This is a genomic window from Olleya sp. KKT75 (assembly GCF_055635485.1).
In genome coordinates this window covers 1,461,049-1,482,715 of the sequence record NZ_CM145759.1, presented here as the reverse complement: position 1 = coordinate 1,482,715, position 21,667 = coordinate 1,461,049, and the positions used below count along the sequence as shown (strand labels likewise).

Here is a 21,667-nt window from a genome sequence, read left to right as displayed (position 1 = left end):
CAACAATACCATGAAAAACAAACTATTTACTTTAGCCCTTTGCATGACTGCATTAGTTTTTACTAACTGTAGTAGCGATGACGATAATACACCATCACAACCAATAAGCGTTGTCATTGAAGGTGCTGCGGTAGCGCCAACAGTTGGTGGACCAAACCAACAAAACCAAGTGTATGTAGACTTAAGTACAAACACAACTACAAGTGTACAACGCGATACTTGGGATTTAGGATTTTATTCTGGATCTGATTTTAAAGTCGTTATTAATGGATCGCTTTATATGGCAGCCGCACAATTAACAGAAACTAATATTGATGCTATAAGCAGTACTAGTCAAGAAGTACAAGATTTACAACCACAAGTAGCGGTTGGTACTTTTGATGCTTCAAACATGGCTTATGTTGATGCTCCAAATGGAGATATAGCAACTACAGCTATTGCTGAAATTTCGGCAACAGCCTCTAATAACAAAGTCTACCTAGTTAATTTAGGAGATACTATTGGAACTGATACACCTGCAACTGGAAGTGTAGATATTTCTGACGATAGTAGAGGTTGGAAAAAAATAAGAGTCCTACAAAATGCAGGGAGTTATGTATTACAATATGCAGATTTAGACGCTACAACACACCAAGAAGTAACCATCTCTAAAAATGATAATTACAACTTTACTTTTTTTAGTTTTGATGCTAATAGCACTGTGAGTGTAGAGCCAACAAAAACCGAATGGGACTTGAATTTTACTGTATTTACTAACGAGATTTCTGGTTATGGATCATATGGTTATTCTGATTATGTAGTAAATAACGTCAAGCAAAATGCATTAGCTTATATGATTGATACGGATGTGGATACTGCATTAAGCTATGAAAACTTTATGCTATCGGATGTTGTCAATTCTAACTTTGCAACAGACCAACGTAATATTGGAAGCAGTTGGAGAAACGGTGGTGGACCAGGAAGTTTACCATCTTTAAAAGACAATGTTTTTTATGTTGTTAATGATACAGACGGAAACTTATATAAATTAAAGTTTTTAGCATTAACAAATAATGATGGAGTACGTGGTTATCCAGAATTTGTATATAGTTTACTACAATAAACCCACTATAAAACACATAAAAAAGCCTTAACATTAGATGTTAAGGCTTTTTTTTATAATTGTACTATTCCATATACTGGTTAGTGTAATTACTGCTAATTATTCCTTTTAAATTATAAATAACTAAGTGTTTAAACAAGTCTTCTTCAGTATATAATTCGAATAAATTAGTGGACTTAAACAATAAATTGTCCACTCTAAAAAAGTAAATTTTTACTACCAATTCTATATTGACATCTGCTTTAATATTGCCTTCAGCTTTAGCTCGGGTTAGAAGTTCAAACACTGTTTTATTAGACAGGTCTTCTATAAAACCATCAAACAACTGGCTAGCTTTTGGGTAATACTTCTCTAATCCAAATAAAAAAGAGGGCTTAAAGTATTTTAAATACTCAAACCCTCTACGGTAAATTAATATAACACACAAAATAGGATCTTTACCATTGCTATTAACAATCCCATTTATATCCTCTCTAAACTCATTTAATAAACCTTCAAGACTAGCAGTTACTAGATCTTCTTTGTTTTTAAAAAAAGAATAGATTGTTTTTTTTGATATCCCGAGCGAACCTGCTAACTCATCTAACGTCACATGTTTACTACCACATTGCGTAAACATAGTAATAGCATGTTTTAGCAACTCCGCTTTGGTTATCATTGTTTTCTATTTTATCTCCATCCACCACCAAGTGCTTCGTATAAATCGACGATAGACACTAGTTGTTGTAATTTACTATCAATAATATTCAGCTCTGCACTTAAGGCACTTTGTCTTGCAGTTAACAGGTCTAAATACGTTGCGTAACCATTTTTAAGTAGCTCTTCAGAGTTTGCTTCTGCAGTACGTAATGCTTCCACTTCATTTTCTCTAAATTGAAATTTCTTAGTTTCAGACTCATAAGAAAATAACGCATTTGACACTTCACTTCCTGCAATTAATAACGTCTTTTTAAACTGAAGCAATGCTTGTTCTTGTTGTGCAATTGCAACTTCCTTTTGTGTTTTTAAAGCACGTTTATTAAATAATGGTTGCGTTAATCCGCCCACTATATTTGCAAAAATTGAGTTTGCATTAAATAACTTATCTATTTCTAAACTTTGTAATCCACCTGAAGCTGTTAATTTTAAAGAAGGATATAAATTACTTTTAGCAACATTTGTTAACTCAAAAGATTGAATCAAATTATACTCTGCAGACATCACATCTGGTCGGTTACTTAATAGTGTTGCAGGAACACCTAGTTTAAGGTTTTCTTCAATTTTCTGAATATCTAAATTACTTCTCTCAAAATCTTGTGCCGATTTACCAAGTAAGATACTTAGCATGTTTTCTGTTTTAAAAATCGCAGTTTCAATATCTACTTGCAACGCTTGTGCACTATTGTATTGCGCCACATTTTGATCTACAGCAACTTGTGTTACTTGTCCCGCTTCTTTTAAAGCTTTAATAGTTTCTACACTTGTTTTTCTAGTCGCAATAGTTTGTTTAGTTACTTCTAATTGTGCATCTAAAGCTAATAAGTTGTAATACGTATTTGCAATGCTTGAAATCAATTGCGTTTTAACCGCTTGATGTCCTGCTACACTTTGTAAGTAAGCCGCTTGCGTTGCTCTTTTATTACTACGTATTTTACCCCAAATATCTGCTTCCCAAGATAAATTTGCAGTTACGTCAAATTGATCTGTAGACGTGTCCGTTAAAAACGCACCAAATTGTGTGTTTTTAGACAACTCTTGATGTGTCCAATTAGTCCCAACACTTACAGATGGTAAGTATCCTGCTTTACCTTGCTTTGCATAAGCTTGGGCAGCTACCATTTGTTGTATTGCAATACGCACATCCATGTTGTTTTGTAAACCTTCCTCTATGTACTGTTGTAAATATTGGTCTGTAAATAAGGTTTTCCAAGACACATCTGCAATAGACACGCTATCAGTTGGTAAATTATCTGTTCTGTAAAGCGCATCGCTTACTGGCAGCTCTGGTCTTACGTAATCTTGTGCAACAAAACAACTTTGTAATGTTAGCGCAACGACTAATATTAGTGCTCCCTTACTAAAATTTCTATGTTTTATATTAACTTTCATTGTTCTTATTCTTGAATAGTTTGTACTGCTGGTTTACTAGAAACTTTTTCTTGTAACCACTGAAATAATATAAATAGGACAGGGATTACAAAGACCCCTAAAATGGTTCCGATTAACATACCTCCTACAGCTCCTGTACCAATAGAGTTGTTTCCTTCAGACCCTACACCTTTTGCAAGTACTAATGGCATCAATCCTAAAATAAAGGCGAAAGACGTCATTAAGATTGGACGTAAACGTGATTTTGCACCATCAATTGCTGCATCTACAATACTTTCTCCTTGTTTACGTCTGGCTAATGCAAACTCTACAATAAGAATCGCATTCTTGGCGAGCAGACCAATAAGCATTATCAGGGCAATTTGGAAGTAAATGTTGTTTTCTAAGCCAAAAAGATAAGTACTGATATATGCTCCAAAGACACCAAATGGTAATGATAATATTACTGCAAATGGTAGTAAGTAACTTTCATATTGTGCACTTAATAAGAAATACACAAACAAGATACTTAAAGCAAAAATAAAGGTGGTTTGGTTACCTGCACTAACTTCCTCTCTAGTTAAACCAGAATAAGCTACTGTGTAGTTACTTGGTAGTTTAGCAACTTCCTCTTCAATAACTCTAATCGCATCCCCTGTACTGTATCCATCATTGGTAGCACCTGATATACTTGTCGAGTTAAATAAGTTGAAACGCGTTACCGATTGTGGCCCATACACACGTTTTAAGTTTACAAACTGTGTAATTGGTGACATTTCTCCAGAATCTGTTCTAACAAACATGCTATTTAAAGCATCTACATCTGCTCTGTCATCTGGTAATGCTTGAATGTATACTCTAAATTGTTTACCAAATTTAGAGAAATCCGAAGCATAAACCCCTCCAATATACCCTTGTAATGTTGAAAATATACTATTAATTGGCACCCCTTTTTCTTTAGCTAAAGGCACATTAATTTCCATTTCGTATTGTGGGTAGTTAGTACTAAAAGACGATTGCGCATATTTAATTTCTGGATGACCCATTAACGCCATAGAGAAATCTTTATTTGCTTGATCTAAATCTGTAAACTCGCCACCAAACTTATCTAATAGGTTAACTTCAAAACCTGCCGAGTTACCAAAACCACGGATACTTGGAGGTGAGAAGAAAATAATTTTGGCCTCTGGCATTGTTGCTACCACACCAAATAATTTTCCTGTAATAGCTTGTACAGACGTTGAAGGATCTTCACGATCACCCCAATCTGCTAATTTTATTATCCCAAAACCATAGTTACTACCTGCACCACTAATTAAACTTCTTCCTTTAATAAAGTTAACTGCAACGATACCATCAATATCGGTAATTTTCTCGTATAAATCTCTTGACACAGCATCTGTTCTATCTAAAGACGCACCAGCTGGCAACTCGATGTTTGCGAAAATAATTCCTCTATCTTCATTAGGTACAAACCCTGTAGGTGTGTTTTGCGATGCCCAGAAAATCCCAACAATAGCTAATCCTAATAACACCACTGACACCCATTTTCTTTTGTATAAAAAATGAAGTGATTGACCATAGCGTTGAATAGTTGCATTAAAACCACGGTTAAATAATCTATAAAATCGTTTTAATGGACTTTTACCTTTTAACTCTTCGTCGTCCTTGTGCGATTTTAATAATAAAGCACATAATGCAGGACTCAAGGTTAAGGCATTTACTGCCGAAATAAGAATGGCAATAATTAATGTTACCCCAAACTGTTCGTAAAAGACACCCGTTGGCCCGGTTATAAACGTTACCGGAATAAATACCGCTGCCATTACTAAAGTAATAGAAATGATGGCTCCTGATATTTCATTCATAGCAGTTATGGTCGCTGTTTTAGGATCTTTCTCTCCTTCATCCATTTTAGCATGGACTGCTTCCACAACTACAATCGCATCATCCACTACAATACCAATAGCGAGGACTAATGCAAATAGCGTTAATAAGTTAATAGAATATCCAAATACGTTCAAGAAAAAGAACGTACCAATAATAGATACTGGCACTGCAATAGCCGGAATTAATGTTGAACGAAAATCTTGCAAAAAGATAAACACTACTAAAAACACTAATAAAAAGGCTTCCATTAACGTACTAATTACCTTCTCGATAGATGCATTTAAAAACAAACTTGTATCATAAGGTACAAATACATCCAATCCTTCTGGCAGGTCTTTTTTAACACCTTCTAAAGTTGTTTTAATGTTTTCAATAATTTCTCTTGCATTAGATCCTTTAGTCTGGAAAATACCCATAAATACGGCAGGATGACCTTTACTCATCGCGTTAGACGCATAAGATTGCGCATCCAACTCGATAGTAGCTACATCACTTAAACGTAAAAACTGTCCGTTACCTAAAGCTTTTATAACAATATCTTCATACTGTTTTTGTTCTTTAAAACGCCCACTATACGTTAATGTATAAGAAAATGATTCTCCGTTATTTTGTCCTAAAGATCCCGCTGCTGCTTCTAAGTTTTGTTCCGCTAACGCTGCAGAAATATCTGAAGGTATTAATTTATAGGCTGCTAATTTCTCAGGCTTTAACCAAATACGCATAGCGTAATCTTGTTGTGAGAATACACTAACATCACCAACACCACTAATACGTTGCATTGCAGGAATTACGTTAATTTTTAAGTAATTCTGAATATATGTAGCATCATAATCCTCGTTCTCCGAGTACATTGAAATAAACATCAAGGCACTTGTTTCTTGCTTTTGAGTGGTTACACCCGTTTGAAGTACTTCTTGTGGAAGTAATGAACTTGCTCTAGACACACGGTTTTGCACGTTTACGGCTGCAATATCCGCATCCATCTCTTGATTAAAGTATACTGTGATTTCTGCTGTTCCTGTATTTGACGCAGTAGAAGTAATGTATGTCATCCCTTCTACACCGTTAATTTGCTCCTCAATAGGGACAATTACACTTTCTAATACCGTTTCTGCATTGGCACCAGGGTACGATGCAGTTACCTTAATTGTTGGCGGTGCAATATCTGGATACTCCTCTATAGGTAAGCTTGTTATACTAATAACCCCTAGTATGACTATGATAATAGAGATTACTGTTGAAAGCACTGGTCTTTCAATAAATGTTTTTAACATGACTAATATATTTGTTAGTTACTAGTTTTTAAATAATACGGCTACTGGTTTAATAGCCTCTTCAAAAGATGTTTCTTGTGGCGCAATTGCCATTCCAGCTTTTAATTTACCAACACCAGATACGATAATCTTATCCTTTAAGTCTACTCCAGACTCAACCACATATAAATTATCAATTGTTGCTTTTATTTTTACTATTGAAGTCACAACCTTATTATCCTCTCCAACTTTAAATACCATCACATTTCCTTGTTGCTCATATGTTGCTTGCTGAGGGATAACGATTGCATTCTCATATACTGATGGAATTTGGATTGTACCACTATTTCCATTAGTTAACAATTGGTTTGGGTTATCAAATACAGCTCTTAAACTTACTGTACCCGTATTTTTATTAACCTGACCTGTACTTGTTTCGATTTTACCTTTTTCGGAATAAGTGCTTCCGTTTGCTAAAACCAAATTGATATCAGCATAATTAGCTAATTTCTCTTTTAAGTTTTTACCTTCTGCGTTTTGTAAGAAGTCTAAGTACTGAGATTCTGTTAAACTAAAAAACGCATACACCTTACTAATATCACTTACACTAGTTAAAGGTGTTGGATCAGCAGGGCTAACTAAAGCACCTTCTCTATAATTAATAGCACCAACGTAACCATCTACTTGACTTCTAATTGTACCATAACCAATACTTGCAGAGACACTACTATAATTAGCTTTTGCTTGTGCTAAATTAGCTTTAGCAGTTTCTAACTGTACCCCACTAATAATATTTTTTTGCACTAATGGAATTAATTTATCAACCTCTACTTGTGCTACATTAACACGTGCCTTTGCTGCTCCTGCATCTTGATTTAAAGACTGTGTTTCTAATTTAAATAACACTTGACCTTTACGTACTTTTTGACCTTCGTCAACCATTACTTTTTGAATGTAACCAGATACTTTAGCTCTAACATCACTGTTAACTATACCTTCTAAATTTGTTGGATACGCTTTAAAACCTGTTACGGTTTTAGTTTGTACTTCTGTTACAGGAAAAGGTGAAGCTGGCGCTTGAGCTGCTGCTGCTGGAGCCTCTTGCTTTTTACCACAACTTAAAATGACTAAAAAAGCACTTAATGCTAGTAACGTTACTATTTTATTATGTTTCATTTTTTACTTAGTTTAAATATCGAATTGATTGTCTGTAATTTTTTCTCTTAAATCTTTAATAGAAGCGCTAGCTCCGTCTATAAATTTGATGTAATCATCATGAAAATTTAAATCAAATTTTTCATCTTCATTTTCTATTTTAGTGTTGTTTATAGTCTCCTTATAATCCTTGATTTCTAGATGTATTATGCGTTCTTCGTTCCAATGATTTACCATTTTATCAATATGTTGAATTATGGTATCTTTTTTAATTACAAAATACTTTTTACGGTCTCCTGTTTTTGTGAAGTATTGAATCTTGTTTAAATCCTGTAAATGATTTAAATGTGTAGAGATTGTACTTTTGCTAGCACATAGTACGGTAACCATATCTTCAAATGTGGTTCCTTTTTTACCCGTAAGAATTATATAAGCCAATATACGCGCAGCAACAGGCGCTAATTGCTCTCTGTTTTCTAAATGGACGCCTAGCTTTTCTACTAACGCCATTTTTTCTTTGCAGATATCTTCTTTCATTTTTAAACAATTTAATTTCTAAAATCTTAAACACAGCTTTTTTTAAAACTATATTCCGTGCAAATTTATAGCTTAGTTCGGAACTAACCGAACTAACCGAAGTTAAAATGTTGTTAAATAAAAAAGCCAACTGTTAACAGTTGGCTTTAAATTGTAATTAATTGACGTTTAGACTATAATGCAGATTTAAACTGATTTAAGAATCTAACATCGTTTTCGCTTAATAAACGAATATCGCTAATTTGATGTAGTAACATTGCTATACGATCGATACCTACTCCAAAAGCAAATCCAGAATACGTTTCTGCATCAATACCGCAATTGGTTAAGACATTTGGATCTACCATACCACAACCTCCAATTTCTAACCAACCGGTTCCTTTGGTGATTTTGTGATCTGTTTCTGTTTCTAATCCCCAATACACATCTATCTCTGCGCTTGGCTCTGTAAACGGGAAGTATGATGGGCGTAATCTAATTTTAGATTTCCCGAAAAGCTCTGTTGTAAAGTATTGTAAGGTTTGTTTTAAATCGGCAAAGCTTACGTCCTTATCTATATATAACCCTTCCACTTGGTGGAAAAAACAGTGCGAACGTGCAGATATTGCTTCGTTACGGTACACACGTCCTGGTGATATTGTACGGATTGGTGGTGGATTATTTTCCATATAACGTACTTGTACAGAACTGGTATGCGTACGTAATAAGATATCTGGATTAGTTTGCACAAAAAAGGTATCCTGCATGTCTCTTGCTGGATGATATTCTGGCAAATTAAGTGCTGTAAAGTTGTGCCAATCGTCTTCTATCTCTGGACCTTCGCTTACATTAAATCCAATGTTAGAAAAGATATCGATAATTTGATTTTTTACGATAGATATTGGGTGGCGTGATCCAATAGTTATTGGCTCTCCTGGTCTTGATAAATCCCCACTTATACCTGCGTCTTGTGTATTATTATCTAGCTCTTCTTTTAAAGCGTTGACTTTATTTTGAGCGGTATTTTTTAAGGTGTTAATTACTTGACCAAATTCTTTTTTCTGGTCGTTTGCCACATTTTTGAATTCGGCAAAATAGTCATTAAGTAATCCTTTTTTTCCTAAATACTTTATACGAAACGCTTCAACCTCTTCTTTGGTTTGTGCCTTAAAGGCTTCTGCTTCTGCTATAAGTTCTTTTATCTTGTCTATCATGATCTTCTAAATGATTGGCAAATTTATGAATTTTATCGTGATTTGCGTTAGCGATGGAGGCATTTGTTGAAGCTCTTTTATTTGCCAAAAAGCAAATTAAAAGCGACTGCCGATAGCGCGACCCTTGTGGTAACGCCCAAATATTACTTTATATATTCTGTTTCTAGAAAGTAGTTAACTATTGCTTCTTTCATTAAAACACTTTGTTCTCCTGCTTTTAGGTTTGGTAACTCGCCTATTGTTTTATAGTGTGGCCAACCGTCTTCATCCACAAACTCAAACTCATAATACCCGTAAGGCACCAATAATTTACAGATTGCAATGTGCATTAAATCTAGTTTGTGGTCTTTTTTAAACGTACGCTCCAACTGACCTAATTCTTGCACTCCTATTAAATAAATTATTGCATCTAAGTCTAGTGTGTCTCCGTCTGCAAATTGGTTGGATAGTTTAGTCACTATCTCCTGCCATCTCTCTTTTAACTGTTCGTCTCTTGCCATAATAATTTTAAAGTCGCAAAGTTAATTTATATTTGCCTAAAATCTAACTTTATGGCTGTTATTGATATTGTTTTAGGTGCTTTACTATTATTTGGTTTGGTGCGCGGATTGTTTAAGGGACTTTTTGTGGAGCTTGCCTCTATAGTTGCCTTAATTGCTGGTGTGTATGGCGCCATCCATTTTAGCTATTTTGTTGCTGAGTTTTTGATGGATAAAACCTCTTGGAACGAGAAAACAATTAACACCGTTGCGTTTGCTATTACTTTTGTAATTATAATTTTAGTAATTAGCTTAGCCGGTAAAGCCTTAACAAAGTTAGCGGATTTTGCCTCTTTAGGAATTTTAAATAAGCTTTTAGGTGCCGCTTTTGGAGCACTAAAAATTGGGCTTATCTTAAGTGTTTTATTAATTGTTTTTGATAAAATGAATAATGCCATCCCGTTTGTACAGGATGAGGATATTGAAGATTCTATATTTTATGCGCCAATTAAGTCTTTAGCGCCTATGGTTTTTCCTAGCATTATTAAATCTGATGCTGATGAGGAAGACAACCAAATTATTGATCCTGCAGAGCCTACAGATGAGTCTGAAGCCTAGGGATTAATCTAGGTGGTAGATTTCCATAATGTCTTCTAAATAGTGCTCAAAATCTATTTTTAAGTCTATTAACTTACCGGTGTGCACATCAAATACCCAACCGTGTACTTTTAGGCCTCTATCTCTGTATGCTTTTTGTACTGCTGCTGTTTTTAGCAAGTTTACACATTGCTCCTTGACGTTAAGCTCTACCAAACGATCGTACTTTTTCTCTTCGTCTGTAATTGCATTTAATTCGTCTTTATGTATACGATACACATCACGAATATTACGTAACCATGAGTTTAAGATACCTAAATCTGCAGATTGCATAGCTGCTTTTACACCACCACAGGCGTAATGCCCGCAAACCACAACATGGTTAACTTTAAGATGCACTACTGCATACTCTACAACAGACATGGCGCTTAAGTCATTACCTGACACCATGTTTGCAATGTTACGATGTACAAAGACTTCTCCTGGGCCTAAACCCATTAAATCTTCGGCTGTTACACGACTATCACTACACCCTATATAAAGTAATTCTGGGCTTTGTCCTTTTCCTAAATTTTCAAAATAGTCTTTGTCTATGGATAGTTTTGCTTTTACAAATCTTTGGTTATTTTCAAACACTTTTTTTATATCCATCAGATCGCTTTTTAGAATTGGTCTTTTACATTAGTTTTAACCCATTGTAGACATGAATTAAAGTCTTTAAAAATATGTTCCTTTTCTACTAAATCTGGAATAATACCAATACGTTCCATCATATATCTTGGCTGCTTTAATAGATTTACAAATAACACGTCTATGTTTTGTTTTCTTAAATCCACCAACACATCTTCCATTGCATAAAGTCCAGACTGATCCATATACTGCATACGTCCTAACCTAATTACAACTGTTTTAGCAGTACTTGGTATTTGCTTTGCCAATTGCTGAAACTCTGACGTTGATCCGAAAAACAAAGGTCCTTTAATATGCTTGATAAATACTTCTTCTGCTAAGTTTGAAGGAAAACCAATCTCATCCGACCAAGCTTCTTCCTTTAATGGCTTAACGTCTGAACGTTGTGCTGTTAAATCTCCGATTTTTTTCATGAATAATAACGATGCGATAACCAACCCAATACCAACTGCATAAATTAAATCCCACATACTAGATAACACTAATACAACCAACATGATTAATACTTCAGAGCTAACTTTTACGGGTCCAATCTTCATGTCTTTTGGTAATGCTGGAATAGCTTTTAAGCCTTTGTAATCCATTACTCCAATACCTACCGTAAGTAAAATACCTGCTAATACTGCTGCCGGAATTTTTGATGCTACAGGTCCAAGTGCTAACAAAATAAATAATAACATAACCCCAGCAATCATACCTGATAACTTTGTACGCCCTCCTGCATTAATGTTTACTACTGTTCTAATTGTTGCTCCTGCTCCTGGAATACCTCCAAAAACAGAGGCGATACTGTTACCAATACCTTGCCCTATTAATTCTTTATTTGGGTTGTGCTTTGTTTTAGTCATATTATCCGCAACCACACTTGTTAATAACGAATCTATTGCTCCTAAAAGCGCTAAAGTAATGGCTGTAAATATATAGGGTGTAATGCTTTTTAAGCTAAACCCTGTAATAATTTCAAAATTGGGCATTGGCAGTCCTGAAGGAATTTCTTCTATTGGACGATAGCCTAAATTAAAACCATATGCCACACCAGAAACCACAACCAAGGCTACTAATGCACTTGGTATTTTTGTTGTTATACGTTTAAAACCATACACTATAAAAATGGTTGCTAATGCTAATGCTAGCTCTAACCAATTAATATTCTGAATGGCTCTTGGTAATATTTTTAGTGTCCCTAAAACCCCTGAAGCTTCAGTTTTTGCTAATGTTTTAGATTCTTTTGCAATATCTTCTGGTTTAAGCTCTCCTGCTCTTTTAATGGTTTCTTTAAAATCTTCTAAAACCAAAATCCCTTCGCCTGCTTCTTCTTTAAGTATGTTTTGTAAAATCAACTCTTCCGCTTGCGGCTTAAATTGACTAACATACTCTGTATCTTCTTTTGGATAATATCCAATAGATGGTAATATTTGTGTGACTAAAATTATAACACCAATAGCAGTCATAAAACCAGAGACCACAGGATAAGGTATGTATTTAATGTACTTTCCAAAACCTAACACGCCTAATCCAACTTGGACTAATCCTGCCAATAAAAAGACGGTTAAAATGTATGGTAAGGCTTTAGCTACATCACCATCGTGTGTTGCAATAATACCTGCAATCACAACCATACTTACGGCTGTCATTGGTGCAGTAGGCCCCGAAATCTGTGTTGGTGTTCCTCCAAAAAAGGCTGCGAAAAAACTGATAAAAATAGCACCATATAAACCTGCGCTTGGTCCTAAACCAGACGACACACCAAATGCTAATGCTAGTGGCAAGGCAACAATACCTGCTGTTATCCCTCCAAAAGCATCTCCCTTTAAATTTGCGAAAAATTTCTTCATAGCGTAATAGTTGGTTTTATACTAAATTAACATTTTTTCTTTACAAAAAAAGCGCGGTGCTTTGTAACACTACTAATTAACAGTAAATTATGATTTTAACAGTCTCTAAAAATTAACGAATGCAATAACGTTTATTTGATCTCTGCTTGAGGTTTCAAAAAACTGATTCATATACCCGATTTCTAACCTTAATTGCTTTGAAAATTGATATCCTAATCCACCATACAATCTGTTTCTGTCAAAGATTGCACTTTTAGTGTTTAGAAAAATCTCATTATAAGCGGAAAGGTACAATGGATTATTACCATCTTCGTTGTTTTGCAACGAAACTTTTAAGCCTAGAAAATACCTGAATCGCATTTTAAAATCAGACTCTACAAAACGTTGTTCAAATCTATAACGGTGACTTAAACTAAGCATCCCTACCTTCTGTTTTGTTGTAAACTGCTGAAAGATTCTATGTTCGTTTACAGCTACTTTTTGATCCATGTCTCCAACATAGTTTTCAGACAAAATATAGCCATACCCTAGTAATAGATTATTATTGTTTTCGGTTAAATTATAACCTAACCCTGTTCTTAATAGCAATTGCTCTAAATCTCCAATTGCATCGTAATTACGGTATTGGACTTCGTTATGAATATTCCAACCGTTTTTAAGTTCTTTACTTCCAATATAGATCAACCAGTTTCCTAGATTACTGTCTTGGCTTAGCCCATAAAAAGGCAACACCAGCGATAGAGCTAGTGTTGCGATTATATTTTTCTTCTTCAATTTACTTATTCTCATCAAATAGGTTTGTTATTAGTAAAACGCTACAGCACCTGTATTAATATCATACATAGCACCAACAATTTTAATTTCACCGTTTTTCTCCATCTCTGTTAAGATTGGACTTTCCGCGTGAATACGATCCATTGTTAACTCAACATTTTTCTTTGATACCTCATCTACAAACGCTAAGTTTTTAGACGTACGTAAGCTTTCATCTTTAGGCTCAGTCACCGCGTTTACTGCTGGTGTGATTTTTTGGATTAACTTGGTAAGGTTACCCATTTCAGCATGATCACAAGCACCTTTTACAGCACCACAACTTGTATGACCTAATACCACGATAACTTTTGTACCTGCTAATTTACAAGCAAATTCCATACTCCCTAAAATGTCTTCGTTTACAAAGTTACCTGCAATACGTACACTAAATACGTCTCCAAGACCTTGATCAAAAACTAACTCTGCAGAAACACGAGAGTCAATACAACTTAAGATTGTAGCAAAAGGGAATTGCCCATCACTTGTATCATTTACTTGTTCTAAAAGGTTACGATTTGCTTTTAAGTTATTTTGAAACCTTCCATTTCCTTCTACTAAAAACTGTATTGCCTTGTCAGGTGTTAATGTTGCCTGCGTTTCTTTTGTATGTGCTTTCATATGTTTTTAATTTTTTATTAGTTAATTGAATACTACCTGTGTAGCATCGTTGTGTTTTTTCCTGTTAGTAATAACGAAACATCAAGTTTGTTAATTACATTTTTTATACTTGTATTAGATTTATCATGATTTGAATTATCAAAACACATTAAATTAATATTGCTTTTTGAAGCGTACTTAGAAACATTATCTACTGCCGAATCGCCTTTTTCAAAAACAAATTCTACTGTCTTATTAGCCTCTGCATTTTCTAATCCAGACAACTGAGATACTATTTTAAATGATTTTATAGGTTGACTGGTTTTAGTAATCAATCCTGCTATAAAATTAGCATCCAAAGGGTGATCGTTGGTGTTTAAAACACCTAAAGTTGCTTCTTGGTTAGGTTGTAACGCTTTATTTTGATTTGCAATCATAATAGACCCTTTATGCGTTTTTAAGACATAATCTGTAATATTATCTCCCATAAAGTTAAGAGTTTTAGATTTTCTTTTCCCTAAAACAATAATATCAGGTTGATAAGCATTGATATATGTTTCTATTTCATGCTTTACATTACCAATAGCCACATTATAACCAATATTTAATTTAAAGTCCTGACTAATAGGATTAATTAAATTTTCAATAGCTTTATTAGTTACAATATGCTCTTCGTTAATAGATCGCATGGCAGATAACTGACTTTCTCTCTCTACAATGTCTGTTGGTTTTTTAACATGAAACAATGTAATGTCCCCATCAATCATTTTTGCTAAACTTACCGCACTTTTTAATTCTGAAGTTGCAGACTTATTTAAATCCGAAAGCAACAATATTTTGTATTTATTGGTTTTCATGATTTTAAGTTTAGGCTGATTTTGGTCTTAGTTTAAAAAACTCGATAAAACTATCTGGATTTTCAACAATACCGCGTTCAGAAGTTAATTGAATATCAATATTACGTTCTTTCGCTTTAAAAGCGAAATCATCTAAAATTTCGATAATATCATTATCTAAATAACGTGTTTTTCTAACATCTAACTCTAAGTAAGTATCTCTTGGTAAACTATCTAATTCTTTTAAAATAGCACCTTTGTTAAAGAAAGTAACCTCTTCTGCAAAAGTCATTTTTATTTTATGCTTTCCATTACTCTTATCTTCAATATGTAAAAAGTGAGAATTCTGGTAACTCTTAATTAATATTACAACAATACCAACTAACAATCCTAAACCAATTCCCCATAATAAATCAATAAAAACAATACCTAAAACAGTAACCACAAATGGCACAAACTGCTTCCATCCCATGTCGTACATTTTTTTGAATAATCCTGGTTTTGCTAGTTTATATCCTACAATTAAAAGTATAGCTGCTAACACCGATAAAGGAATCATGTTTAACAACTTAGGAATTAATACTACTGAGATTAATAGTAAAAACCCGTGAATAATAGCAGACATTTTACTACGCCCACCTGACTGGATATTTGCAGAACTACGTACAATTACCTGTGTAATTGGTAAACCTCCAATTAAACCAGAAATAATGTTTCCGGTACCTTGCGCTAATAACTCTCTATTAGTTGGTGTTACATTTTTATCTGGGTCTATCTTATCTGTTGCTTCAACACATAATAACGTTTCTAAACTTGCTACTAATGCAATTGTAAATGCTACAATCCAAACCTCTGGGTTTGTGATGGCACCAAAATTAGGAAAACTAAATTGACCTAAAAAAGAATCTAAACTATCAGGAATTGGCACACTTACTAAGTGTGATTGATTAATACCTAAGCTTGTCCCTTGTGTTACTGCAAAATAAACAATACCCAATACTACTGCTACTAAAGGACCTTGTACAATTTGGAAGATCTTACCTTTTTTAGATAATACCTTATCCCATAATAATAAAATGGCTAATCCAATTAAACCTATAACCATAGATCCCAAAGTTATATTATCTGTGATATTTAAAATTGCAGAGAATGTGTTTTCTCCAGACATTTCTACAAAACTATCTGCACCTTCTGGCTCTGAATCGTAACCAAAAAAGTGAGGGATTTGTTTTAAAATAATAATAATTCCAATACCGGTTAACATCCCTTTAATTACAGAAGACGGGAAATAATACCCAATAACTCCGGCTTTTAAAATTCCAAATACTATTTGAATAATTCCACCTAACACTACTGCTACTAAAAAGTTTTCATACCCTCCTAAAGATCCAATTGCAGTTAATACAATAGCTGCTAATCCTGCTGCAGGACCACTTACTCCAATTTTAGAACCACTTAAAGCTCCAACAACAACTCCACCAATAATTCCGGCAATAACTCCTGAAAAAAGTGGCGCACCACTAGCTAAAGCAATACCTAGACATAAAGGTAATGCTACAAAAAATACAACGATACTTGCTGGCAAGTCGTTTTTTAACGTTTTAAACATATATAAATTCATTTTGACCATTGAGCGCTCTCAATGGTTATATTTTAATAATTTTTGAATGGACTAAGTCGTCCGCCTAATAAATTACAAAATGAATTCGGGAGGTGGGGAAATTAAATTAAGATGTGGTTTAGGATACGTTTTGAAATGGTACCTTAAATAATCAGTAGTTTTTGAAGTCTCAAAAAAGGCATCTTCTAAGTTTTGTATAACAAAAGTTAGATTTACATTTTTGTTTTCTTCCTCTTCCTCTGACAAGCTGTAAAACACAGAAACATCCACAGAATCATCTATAGCAACAATTATTGATGGAGCTGTAATAAGCGCCAAAAACAATACTGTAAAGAAGATGGATACTAACTTTCTGTGCATTTTTTTACTTTGAGAAAAGCAAATATATAACTATAGACACAGTAATGTGTTAAGGAATGGCTAAAAATTGTTTAACAATCTTATATCTTTTGCCGAGATCCAACCGGTTTTACCATCTGCTAATTTGATTTTTTTCCAATTATTAATGGTGTCTAGAACTAATACTTTAGTTCCTTCATGTAGTGTAAAAGCTTCGTTACCGCTCAAATTCGGTTCGGTTTTAACTTCACTTTTTTGCGCAAATACAATTGCTGGATTATCTCTATAATCTAATGCTTGTTTCTGAAAAGCCAATCCTATACTAGATAAGCTTAAAAACAAAAACACAAATCCTAAGATAAAAGAAACACGCTTACTTTGCGTACTATAGGTAAAGTAATAAACCAGTAATAACACCACAAAAATAACCATCAGTGCAATTGCTAATTTTGCCCAATCATCAAAAGAAAAAAGGTTAGTTACTTTATTGAAAAATCTAGAAAACCCCAATTCAGGAACTTCCTGAACAGCATCTACCGTCATCTGTTTAGCATACTCCATATTATTTAAAATATCAGCATCCTCTGGTTTAAGCTGTAACGCTTTTTCGTAATAATAAATACTTGGTCCTACATTATTAAGCTTGTAATGCGCGTTTGCTAGATTAAAATAGACTTCTGCCGAGTGTTGATTACCGTCAACAATAGACTGGTACTTATCAATAGCGTCCTCAAATTTTCCGTCATTATACAATGCATTAGCTTGATCAAAAACAGATTGGTCTTGAGCTGTAATGCTTCCGCAGAAAAATAAAAATATGTAAAGTATGTATTTCATTTATACTAATTTCCGCTTTAGCGAAACTAAAAATAAGCGTTATTTAATTTGTTTATCTATCTGATTAATAGTCGTTGCTGCCTTGTCGTAATCTTGTTGCATTGTTACGTCTGTAATTGGCGTATAACGGGCTAAATCACAATTTTCAAGTATAGCCTCAAAGTCTAACACAACAGATGTATCTACACCTCTTTGCGTTAATAAGCCTGTTATCTTGTCTTTACTTAAATCTGACGTTGTGATACTTAAACGCCCTTTTAAGTAATTATGCAATGCTTTTTCTAAAGCGATATAAAAAGATTCTTTTTGTCCAAGTGCCTTTTTAGCTTCTGACAAATACTTTTTAGCTAATCGGTCTGCTTTACGTTTTCTATTACCAGAAACATCGGCTTGCCTTTCGTCACGTTTTCTTCTATAAAATAATGCTAAAGGAATTGCTAATAATGGTCCTAATAGGCTTGTCCAAAATATAGGAGAATTTAAAAATGTTTCGTTTTCCTTAGACACAAAACTAGTCCTTGTTTTGATAGAAGCAAATTGCTTTTGGTTTAAAACATTAGAATCTTTACCATTAGTTGCTAGTGGCAAATTGTTATCTGCTTCTGCATAAATTGGCCCTTCTAATACATTAACAACAATGTCTTGAGACGTTACTTCTACATATTTTTGGGTTTTTAAATCAAAATAAGAAAAGCTTATTGGCGGAATAGGAAACTTACCTTTATACTGCGGAATTATAGTATAACTATCAGAAATCTGACCTTGCATACCCGCTAAATTAGTACGTACATTTTCCGCATGTTCAGGGTCGTAAACCTCTAATGTGCTTGGTGTTGTTAATTTTGGTAATTGAAACAACTTCAAGTTTCCTTTTCCTGAAACTTCAATTTTTGCTTGTAACGACTCCGTGGCATTTAGACTGCTTTTTGTTGTTGTTACATTAAACTTAAAATCTCCAACAGCTCCAGTAAAATTAGCTGGTTTACCCTCTTCTGGAAGTGCTTTTACAGTGACACTTCTTGTACCTGCAGTAATGGTTCTATGTGCTTGATTTTTGATTTGCCTACCGTAAATATCACGTCTATTAGTTGGCACTTCTAGTGTAATATCTAAACTTAAAGGCTCAATAATTAGTTCACCCGTTTTTTGCGGATACAAGACTGCCTTTCTTAACGTCACATAACGATATTCTTCACCTTTATATGTTCCGTTTTGTATTTTAAGACCTCTGTCTTCTATGTTTTGACTCCAAAACCCATTAAACTTAGGGCTTTCAATCTCTCTGTAGTTACTAATACCAGCCTTAGGTGCCACGTATAATTTATAAACAACGGTAATGGGCTCGTTTAAATAAGGATTAGTCTTAGAGACCTCAGTAACTAAATGTATGTTTTCCTGTACAATATAATCCGGATCGTTTGGATCGTCTGGTTTTTCTTGTGCTTTGGTAACCTTAACGGTTATTGGATTGGTCTTAAAAACAACACCATCAATCTCAATTGTTGCTTCAGCAATGGTAAACACACCCATTTTTTTAGGTGCTAAAAAGTAGCTATAAATTTTAGTAAAGCGACGTTGTTTTCCATCCCAAGAGTTACTAACCGATTGATTAGGTCCTCCAACAACCACAAAATCCGAAAAGCTTGGCGTTACAAAGTTATCGCCATCCTTATTCATTTGAAAGTCGACACGTAACCGCTCATTCAATGCTAGTTTTTTCTTACTAACTTTAGCTTGAAACGATACTGCGTCTGTACCTTGCGCCATTACTAAAGTAGTAGAACAGGTTATAAAAATTAGGAGTATGTATTTTAGTAATTTCATTTAATTCTCAAATATAAAGATTTAACTACCAATCTTTATCTGTCTGTTGTTTTGCTCCTTTAACTTTTTGGGCATTTATTTTTTCCTGAACCTTTTGTTCTTGATTATTCATGGCCTCTAGTAAGTTTTTAATTTGCTGAGGCGACATTTGACCTGGTTGTGGTTGATTTTGCTGATTCTCTTTATCACCTTCCTTTGGATCACTTTCTTTATCATCCTTTGGCGCTCCTTCTTCATCCTTATCTTGATCACCGTCCTTTTTATCCTTATCGCCTTGATCTTCTTTATCCTGCTGATCCTTGTCTTTATTATCCTCTTGTTCTTTGTCCTTATCTTTATCCTTACTATCGTCCTTATCTTTATTATTCTCTCCGTCCTTATCGTCATCCTGAGGGTTATCATCCTCTTGCTGTTTTGCACACGCCTTAGCTAGCGCAAAATTATATCTAGTCTCATCATCCGACGGATCACTTCTAAGCGCGCTTTTGTAAGCCTCTACAGCTTCTTTACACTTTTTTTCTTCCATTAAAATATTACCCATATTATGGAAGGCATTATGTTTTTCTTCTTTTGTAGTCGCATTTTTTGCAGCTTGTTGGTTGCGATATAGTGCTTCTTCAAAATTACCTTTTTTAATGTACTGGTGTCCCAAATTATACGCGCCAGCTACTTGCGTTGGCTTTATGGATAACGCTTTACGATATTCCATTTCTGCCTCCACAAAAGCATCGTTAGCAGCCAAATCATTAGCCTCTGCTACAAAACTTTGTGCCTTTAGCTTTTGTTTTAATGCTGCCTTCTCCTCTGTTTTGTCTTGTGCAACAACAGTTATGGATAGTAATAGTAATATGTAAGTTAAGACGTTTTTCATTTAATTATTGTGACTTGTAAATATACTAAAGACCTAGAATTGTTGATGTTAAGGGATTTATAAATTCTCGTTAAATAAGTTTAACTTTTTAAGCCAAGCTGTTTTTCGTTCTAAAAAGAAAATATCGATAAATAACAACAAGATTGCTAAGCCTAAAAACCATTGGAATCTGCTTTCAAAGTTAGCAACCTGCTTCGCTTCAAATTCTTTCTTATCCATTTTATTTAAAAGATCCTTAACCTGACTAACAACCTTATCTGTACTAGCGCCATTAATGTAAACACCGCCCGCTTGATTAGCAATCCCTTTTAAGGTCTCTTCATTTAATTTTGTAACTACAGTTTCTCCTTGTTTATCTTTTTTATAACCTAGCAAAGTCCCATTTCTTTTTAATGGTATTGGACCTCCTGTTAACTCTCCAACACCAATGGTAAAGATTTTTATACCTTCTTCGTTAGCTTCCTCTGCAACTCTTAATGCACCTTCACCATGATCTTCTCCATCAGATATTATTACTAAAACGCGGTTGGTTTGCTCATCATCGTCGTAGTAGGTTTTAGCTAAAATAATCGCTTCGTTTATAGCTGTACCTTGAGAGGATAACATGTCTGTATTAAGATTTTGCAAAAACATTTTTGCTGCCGAATAATCCGTAGTAATTGGCAACTGCGGAAATGCTTTTCCTGCGTAAGCAATAATACCTACACGGTCACTTCCAAGGTTATCAATAACTTTAGACACCAATTGCTGCGCTTTTTCTAATCTGCTAGGTTTAATATCTTCTGCAAGCATACTTTTAGAAACATCCACTGCAAATACAATATCAACACCTTCGCGTTTAACAGTCTCTAAACTTGTCCCTACTTTAGGATTTACCAATGCTAAAGACAAACTTGCAAAAGCCAAACACAATACTATTAATTTTAAAACCGATTTAAATACGGACTGATTAGGACTTAAACGTTTTAATAACGCCTTATTAGCAAACTTTTTTTGTGTGCGTTTTTTCCAAAACTGAAGCAACAAAAAGAAGACTACCAATACCGGAATAACCAGCAGCGTCCAAAACCATATTTTTTCTTCTATTTGAAACATTATCTATACTATTCTATTATTAACCCTTGCCAATTA

Annotated in this window: 20 protein-coding genes; 2 read left to right on the top strand and 18 right to left on the bottom strand. The window is 34.2% G+C overall.

Translation table 11 applies throughout. The features are described from left to right. The first annotated feature begins 10 nt into the window (after window positions 1–10). Window positions 11–1,102, top strand: coding sequence for an HmuY family protein (locus ACZ2G2_RS06580; protein ID WP_470394620.1), 1,092 nt, complete (start codon window positions 11–13; stop codon window positions 1,100–1,102). Between the two features lie 64 nt (window positions 1,103–1,166). Here the strand turns inward: ACZ2G2_RS06580 and ACZ2G2_RS06575 are convergent, their stop codons facing one another. From ACZ2G2_RS06575 to ACZ2G2_RS06545, 7 genes are all read right to left on the bottom strand, one after another. Continuing rightward, window positions 1,167–1,760 (bottom strand): TetR/AcrR family transcriptional regulator, encoded by a 594-nt coding sequence (locus ACZ2G2_RS06575; protein ID WP_281846285.1) that lies wholly within the window; start codon window positions 1,758–1,760, stop codon window positions 1,167–1,169. Window positions 1,761–1,771: 11 nt separating this feature from the next. Then, entirely contained in the window at window positions 1,772–3,190 is a 1,419-nt protein-coding gene (locus ACZ2G2_RS06570; protein ID WP_281846286.1) for an efflux transporter outer membrane subunit, read from the bottom strand. A gap of 5 nt (window positions 3,191–3,195) precedes the next feature. Further along, window positions 3,196–6,333 carry an efflux RND transporter permease subunit gene (locus ACZ2G2_RS06565; protein ID WP_470394617.1) on the bottom strand — a complete coding sequence of 1,046 codons (3,138 nt, stop codon included), beginning with the start codon at window positions 6,331–6,333 and terminating at the stop codon, window positions 3,196–3,198. Between the two features lie 21 nt (window positions 6,334–6,354). Then, window positions 6,355–7,488 (bottom strand): efflux RND transporter periplasmic adaptor subunit, encoded by a 1,134-nt coding sequence (locus ACZ2G2_RS06560; RefSeq protein ID WP_470394616.1) that lies wholly within the window; start codon window positions 7,486–7,488, stop codon window positions 6,355–6,357. 12 nt (window positions 7,489–7,500) lie between these two features. Then, entirely contained in the window at window positions 7,501–8,004 is a 504-nt protein-coding gene (locus tag ACZ2G2_RS06555) for a GbsR/MarR family transcriptional regulator (RefSeq protein ID WP_101202143.1), read from the bottom strand. 173 nt (window positions 8,005–8,177) lie between these two features. Beyond that, the gene (gene pheS, locus ACZ2G2_RS06550; RefSeq protein WP_101202144.1) at window positions 8,178–9,197 is read right to left on the bottom strand and encodes a phenylalanine--tRNA ligase subunit alpha; all 1,020 of its coding nucleotides are present in this window, start codon (window positions 9,195–9,197) and stop codon (window positions 8,178–8,180) included. Between the two features lie 143 nt (window positions 9,198–9,340). After that, window positions 9,341–9,697 (bottom strand): hypothetical protein, encoded by a 357-nt coding sequence (locus ACZ2G2_RS06545; protein WP_101202145.1) that lies wholly within the window; start codon window positions 9,695–9,697, stop codon window positions 9,341–9,343. 51 nt (window positions 9,698–9,748) lie between these two features. On the opposite strand from ACZ2G2_RS06545, the gene ACZ2G2_RS06540 reads away from it, so the two are divergent. Beyond that, complete coding sequence (locus tag ACZ2G2_RS06540) at window positions 9,749–10,294, top strand: CvpA family protein (protein WP_470394613.1); 546 nt, start codon at window positions 9,749–9,751, stop codon at window positions 10,292–10,294. A 3-nt stretch (window positions 10,295–10,297) separates the two neighbouring features. Here the strand turns inward: ACZ2G2_RS06540 and ACZ2G2_RS06535 are convergent, their stop codons facing one another. The 11 genes from ACZ2G2_RS06535 to ACZ2G2_RS06485 all read right to left on the bottom strand — a co-directional run bounded on the left by ACZ2G2_RS06535 (window position 10,298) and on the right by ACZ2G2_RS06485 (window position 21,631). After that, complete coding sequence (locus ACZ2G2_RS06535) at window positions 10,298–10,924, bottom strand: carbonic anhydrase (protein WP_101202147.1); 627 nt, start codon at window positions 10,922–10,924, stop codon at window positions 10,298–10,300. A gap of 11 nt (window positions 10,925–10,935) precedes the next feature. Then, complete coding sequence (locus tag ACZ2G2_RS06530; protein ID WP_470394611.1) at window positions 10,936–12,798, bottom strand: SulP family inorganic anion transporter; 1,863 nt, start codon at window positions 12,796–12,798, stop codon at window positions 10,936–10,938. A gap of 105 nt (window positions 12,799–12,903) precedes the next feature. Then, window positions 12,904–13,587: a DUF2490 domain-containing protein gene (locus tag ACZ2G2_RS06525; RefSeq protein ID WP_470394610.1), complete on the bottom strand. Its 684-nt coding sequence runs from the start codon at window positions 13,585–13,587 to the stop codon at window positions 12,904–12,906. A gap of 15 nt (window positions 13,588–13,602) precedes the next feature. Next, on the bottom strand, window positions 13,603–14,229 hold the full coding sequence (locus ACZ2G2_RS06520) for a carbonic anhydrase family protein (protein ID WP_470394609.1): 627 nt from the start codon (window positions 14,227–14,229) through the stop codon (window positions 13,603–13,605). A 32-nt stretch (window positions 14,230–14,261) separates the two neighbouring features. After that, the gene (locus ACZ2G2_RS06515) at window positions 14,262–15,065 is read right to left on the bottom strand and encodes a universal stress protein (RefSeq protein ID WP_470394608.1); all 804 of its coding nucleotides are present in this window, start codon (window positions 15,063–15,065) and stop codon (window positions 14,262–14,264) included. 10 nt (window positions 15,066–15,075) lie between these two features. Next, window positions 15,076–16,653: a SulP family inorganic anion transporter gene (locus ACZ2G2_RS06510; RefSeq protein ID WP_470394606.1), complete on the bottom strand. Its 1,578-nt coding sequence runs from the start codon at window positions 16,651–16,653 to the stop codon at window positions 15,076–15,078. Window positions 16,654–16,737: 84 nt separating this feature from the next. Continuing rightward, window positions 16,738–17,025 carry a hypothetical protein gene (locus ACZ2G2_RS06505; RefSeq protein ID WP_090836844.1) on the bottom strand — a complete coding sequence of 96 codons (288 nt, stop codon included), beginning with the start codon at window positions 17,023–17,025 and terminating at the stop codon, window positions 16,738–16,740. 60 nt (window positions 17,026–17,085) lie between these two features. Next, window positions 17,086–17,841: a tetratricopeptide repeat protein gene (locus ACZ2G2_RS06500; protein ID WP_470394604.1), complete on the bottom strand. Its 756-nt coding sequence runs from the start codon at window positions 17,839–17,841 to the stop codon at window positions 17,086–17,088. 39 nt (window positions 17,842–17,880) lie between these two features. Beyond that, complete coding sequence (locus tag ACZ2G2_RS06495; protein ID WP_470394603.1) at window positions 17,881–19,665, bottom strand: BatD family protein; 1,785 nt, start codon at window positions 19,663–19,665, stop codon at window positions 17,881–17,883. A 25-nt stretch (window positions 19,666–19,690) separates the two neighbouring features. Beyond that, complete coding sequence (locus ACZ2G2_RS06490) at window positions 19,691–20,536, bottom strand: tetratricopeptide repeat protein (RefSeq protein ID WP_470394601.1); 846 nt, start codon at window positions 20,534–20,536, stop codon at window positions 19,691–19,693. A gap of 57 nt (window positions 20,537–20,593) precedes the next feature. After that, window positions 20,594–21,631, bottom strand: a complete 1,038-nt coding sequence (locus tag ACZ2G2_RS06485; protein ID WP_281846293.1) for a vWA domain-containing protein — start codon at window positions 21,629–21,631, stop codon at window positions 20,594–20,596. Window positions 21,632–21,667: the final 36 nt, after the last annotated feature.

What these genes read in the sequence shown, in the direction of transcription:
- ACZ2G2_RS06580 (WP_470394620.1), top strand. Translation starts at nt 11, where the DNA reads ATGAAAAACAAACTATTTACTTTAGCCCTTTGCATGACTGCATTAGTT.
- ACZ2G2_RS06575 (WP_281846285.1), bottom strand. Translation starts at nt 1,760, where the DNA reads ATGATAACCAAAGCGGAGTTGCTAAAACATGCTATTACTATGTTTACG.
- ACZ2G2_RS06570 (WP_281846286.1), bottom strand. Translation starts at nt 3,190, where the DNA reads ATGAAAGTTAATATAAAACATAGAAATTTTAGTAAGGGAGCACTAATA.
- ACZ2G2_RS06565 (WP_470394617.1), bottom strand. Translation starts at nt 6,333, where the DNA reads ATGTTAAAAACATTTATTGAAAGACCAGTGCTTTCAACAGTAATCTCT.
- ACZ2G2_RS06560 (WP_470394616.1), bottom strand. Translation starts at nt 7,488, where the DNA reads ATGAAACATAATAAAATAGTAACGTTACTAGCATTAAGTGCTTTTTTA.
- ACZ2G2_RS06555 (WP_101202143.1), bottom strand. Translation starts at nt 8,004, where the DNA reads ATGAAAGAAGATATCTGCAAAGAAAAAATGGCGTTAGTAGAAAAGCTA.
- pheS (WP_101202144.1), bottom strand. Translation starts at nt 9,197, where the DNA reads ATGATAGACAAGATAAAAGAACTTATAGCAGAAGCAGAAGCCTTTAAG.
- ACZ2G2_RS06545 (WP_101202145.1), bottom strand. Translation starts at nt 9,697, where the DNA reads ATGGCAAGAGACGAACAGTTAAAAGAGAGATGGCAGGAGATAGTGACT.
- ACZ2G2_RS06540 (WP_470394613.1), top strand. Translation starts at nt 9,749, where the DNA reads ATGGCTGTTATTGATATTGTTTTAGGTGCTTTACTATTATTTGGTTTG.
- ACZ2G2_RS06535 (WP_101202147.1), bottom strand. Translation starts at nt 10,924, where the DNA reads ATGGATATAAAAAAAGTGTTTGAAAATAACCAAAGATTTGTAAAAGCA.
- ACZ2G2_RS06530 (WP_470394611.1), bottom strand. Translation starts at nt 12,798, where the DNA reads ATGAAGAAATTTTTCGCAAATTTAAAGGGAGATGCTTTTGGAGGGATA.
- ACZ2G2_RS06525 (WP_470394610.1), bottom strand. Translation starts at nt 13,587, where the DNA reads ATGAGAATAAGTAAATTGAAGAAGAAAAATATAATCGCAACACTAGCT.
- ACZ2G2_RS06520 (WP_470394609.1), bottom strand. Translation starts at nt 14,229, where the DNA reads ATGAAAGCACATACAAAAGAAACGCAGGCAACATTAACACCTGACAAG.
- ACZ2G2_RS06515 (WP_470394608.1), bottom strand. Translation starts at nt 15,065, where the DNA reads ATGAAAACCAATAAATACAAAATATTGTTGCTTTCGGATTTAAATAAG.
- ACZ2G2_RS06510 (WP_470394606.1), bottom strand. Translation starts at nt 16,653, where the DNA reads ATGTTTAAAACGTTAAAAAACGACTTGCCAGCAAGTATCGTTGTATTT.
- ACZ2G2_RS06505 (WP_090836844.1), bottom strand. Translation starts at nt 17,025, where the DNA reads ATGCACAGAAAGTTAGTATCCATCTTCTTTACAGTATTGTTTTTGGCG.
- ACZ2G2_RS06500 (WP_470394604.1), bottom strand. Translation starts at nt 17,841, where the DNA reads ATGAAATACATACTTTACATATTTTTATTTTTCTGCGGAAGCATTACA.
- ACZ2G2_RS06495 (WP_470394603.1), bottom strand. Translation starts at nt 19,665, where the DNA reads ATGAAATTACTAAAATACATACTCCTAATTTTTATAACCTGTTCTACT.
- ACZ2G2_RS06490 (WP_470394601.1), bottom strand. Translation starts at nt 20,536, where the DNA reads ATGAAAAACGTCTTAACTTACATATTACTATTACTATCCATAACTGTT.
- ACZ2G2_RS06485 (WP_281846293.1), bottom strand. Translation starts at nt 21,631, where the DNA reads ATGTTTCAAATAGAAGAAAAAATATGGTTTTGGACGCTGCTGGTTATT.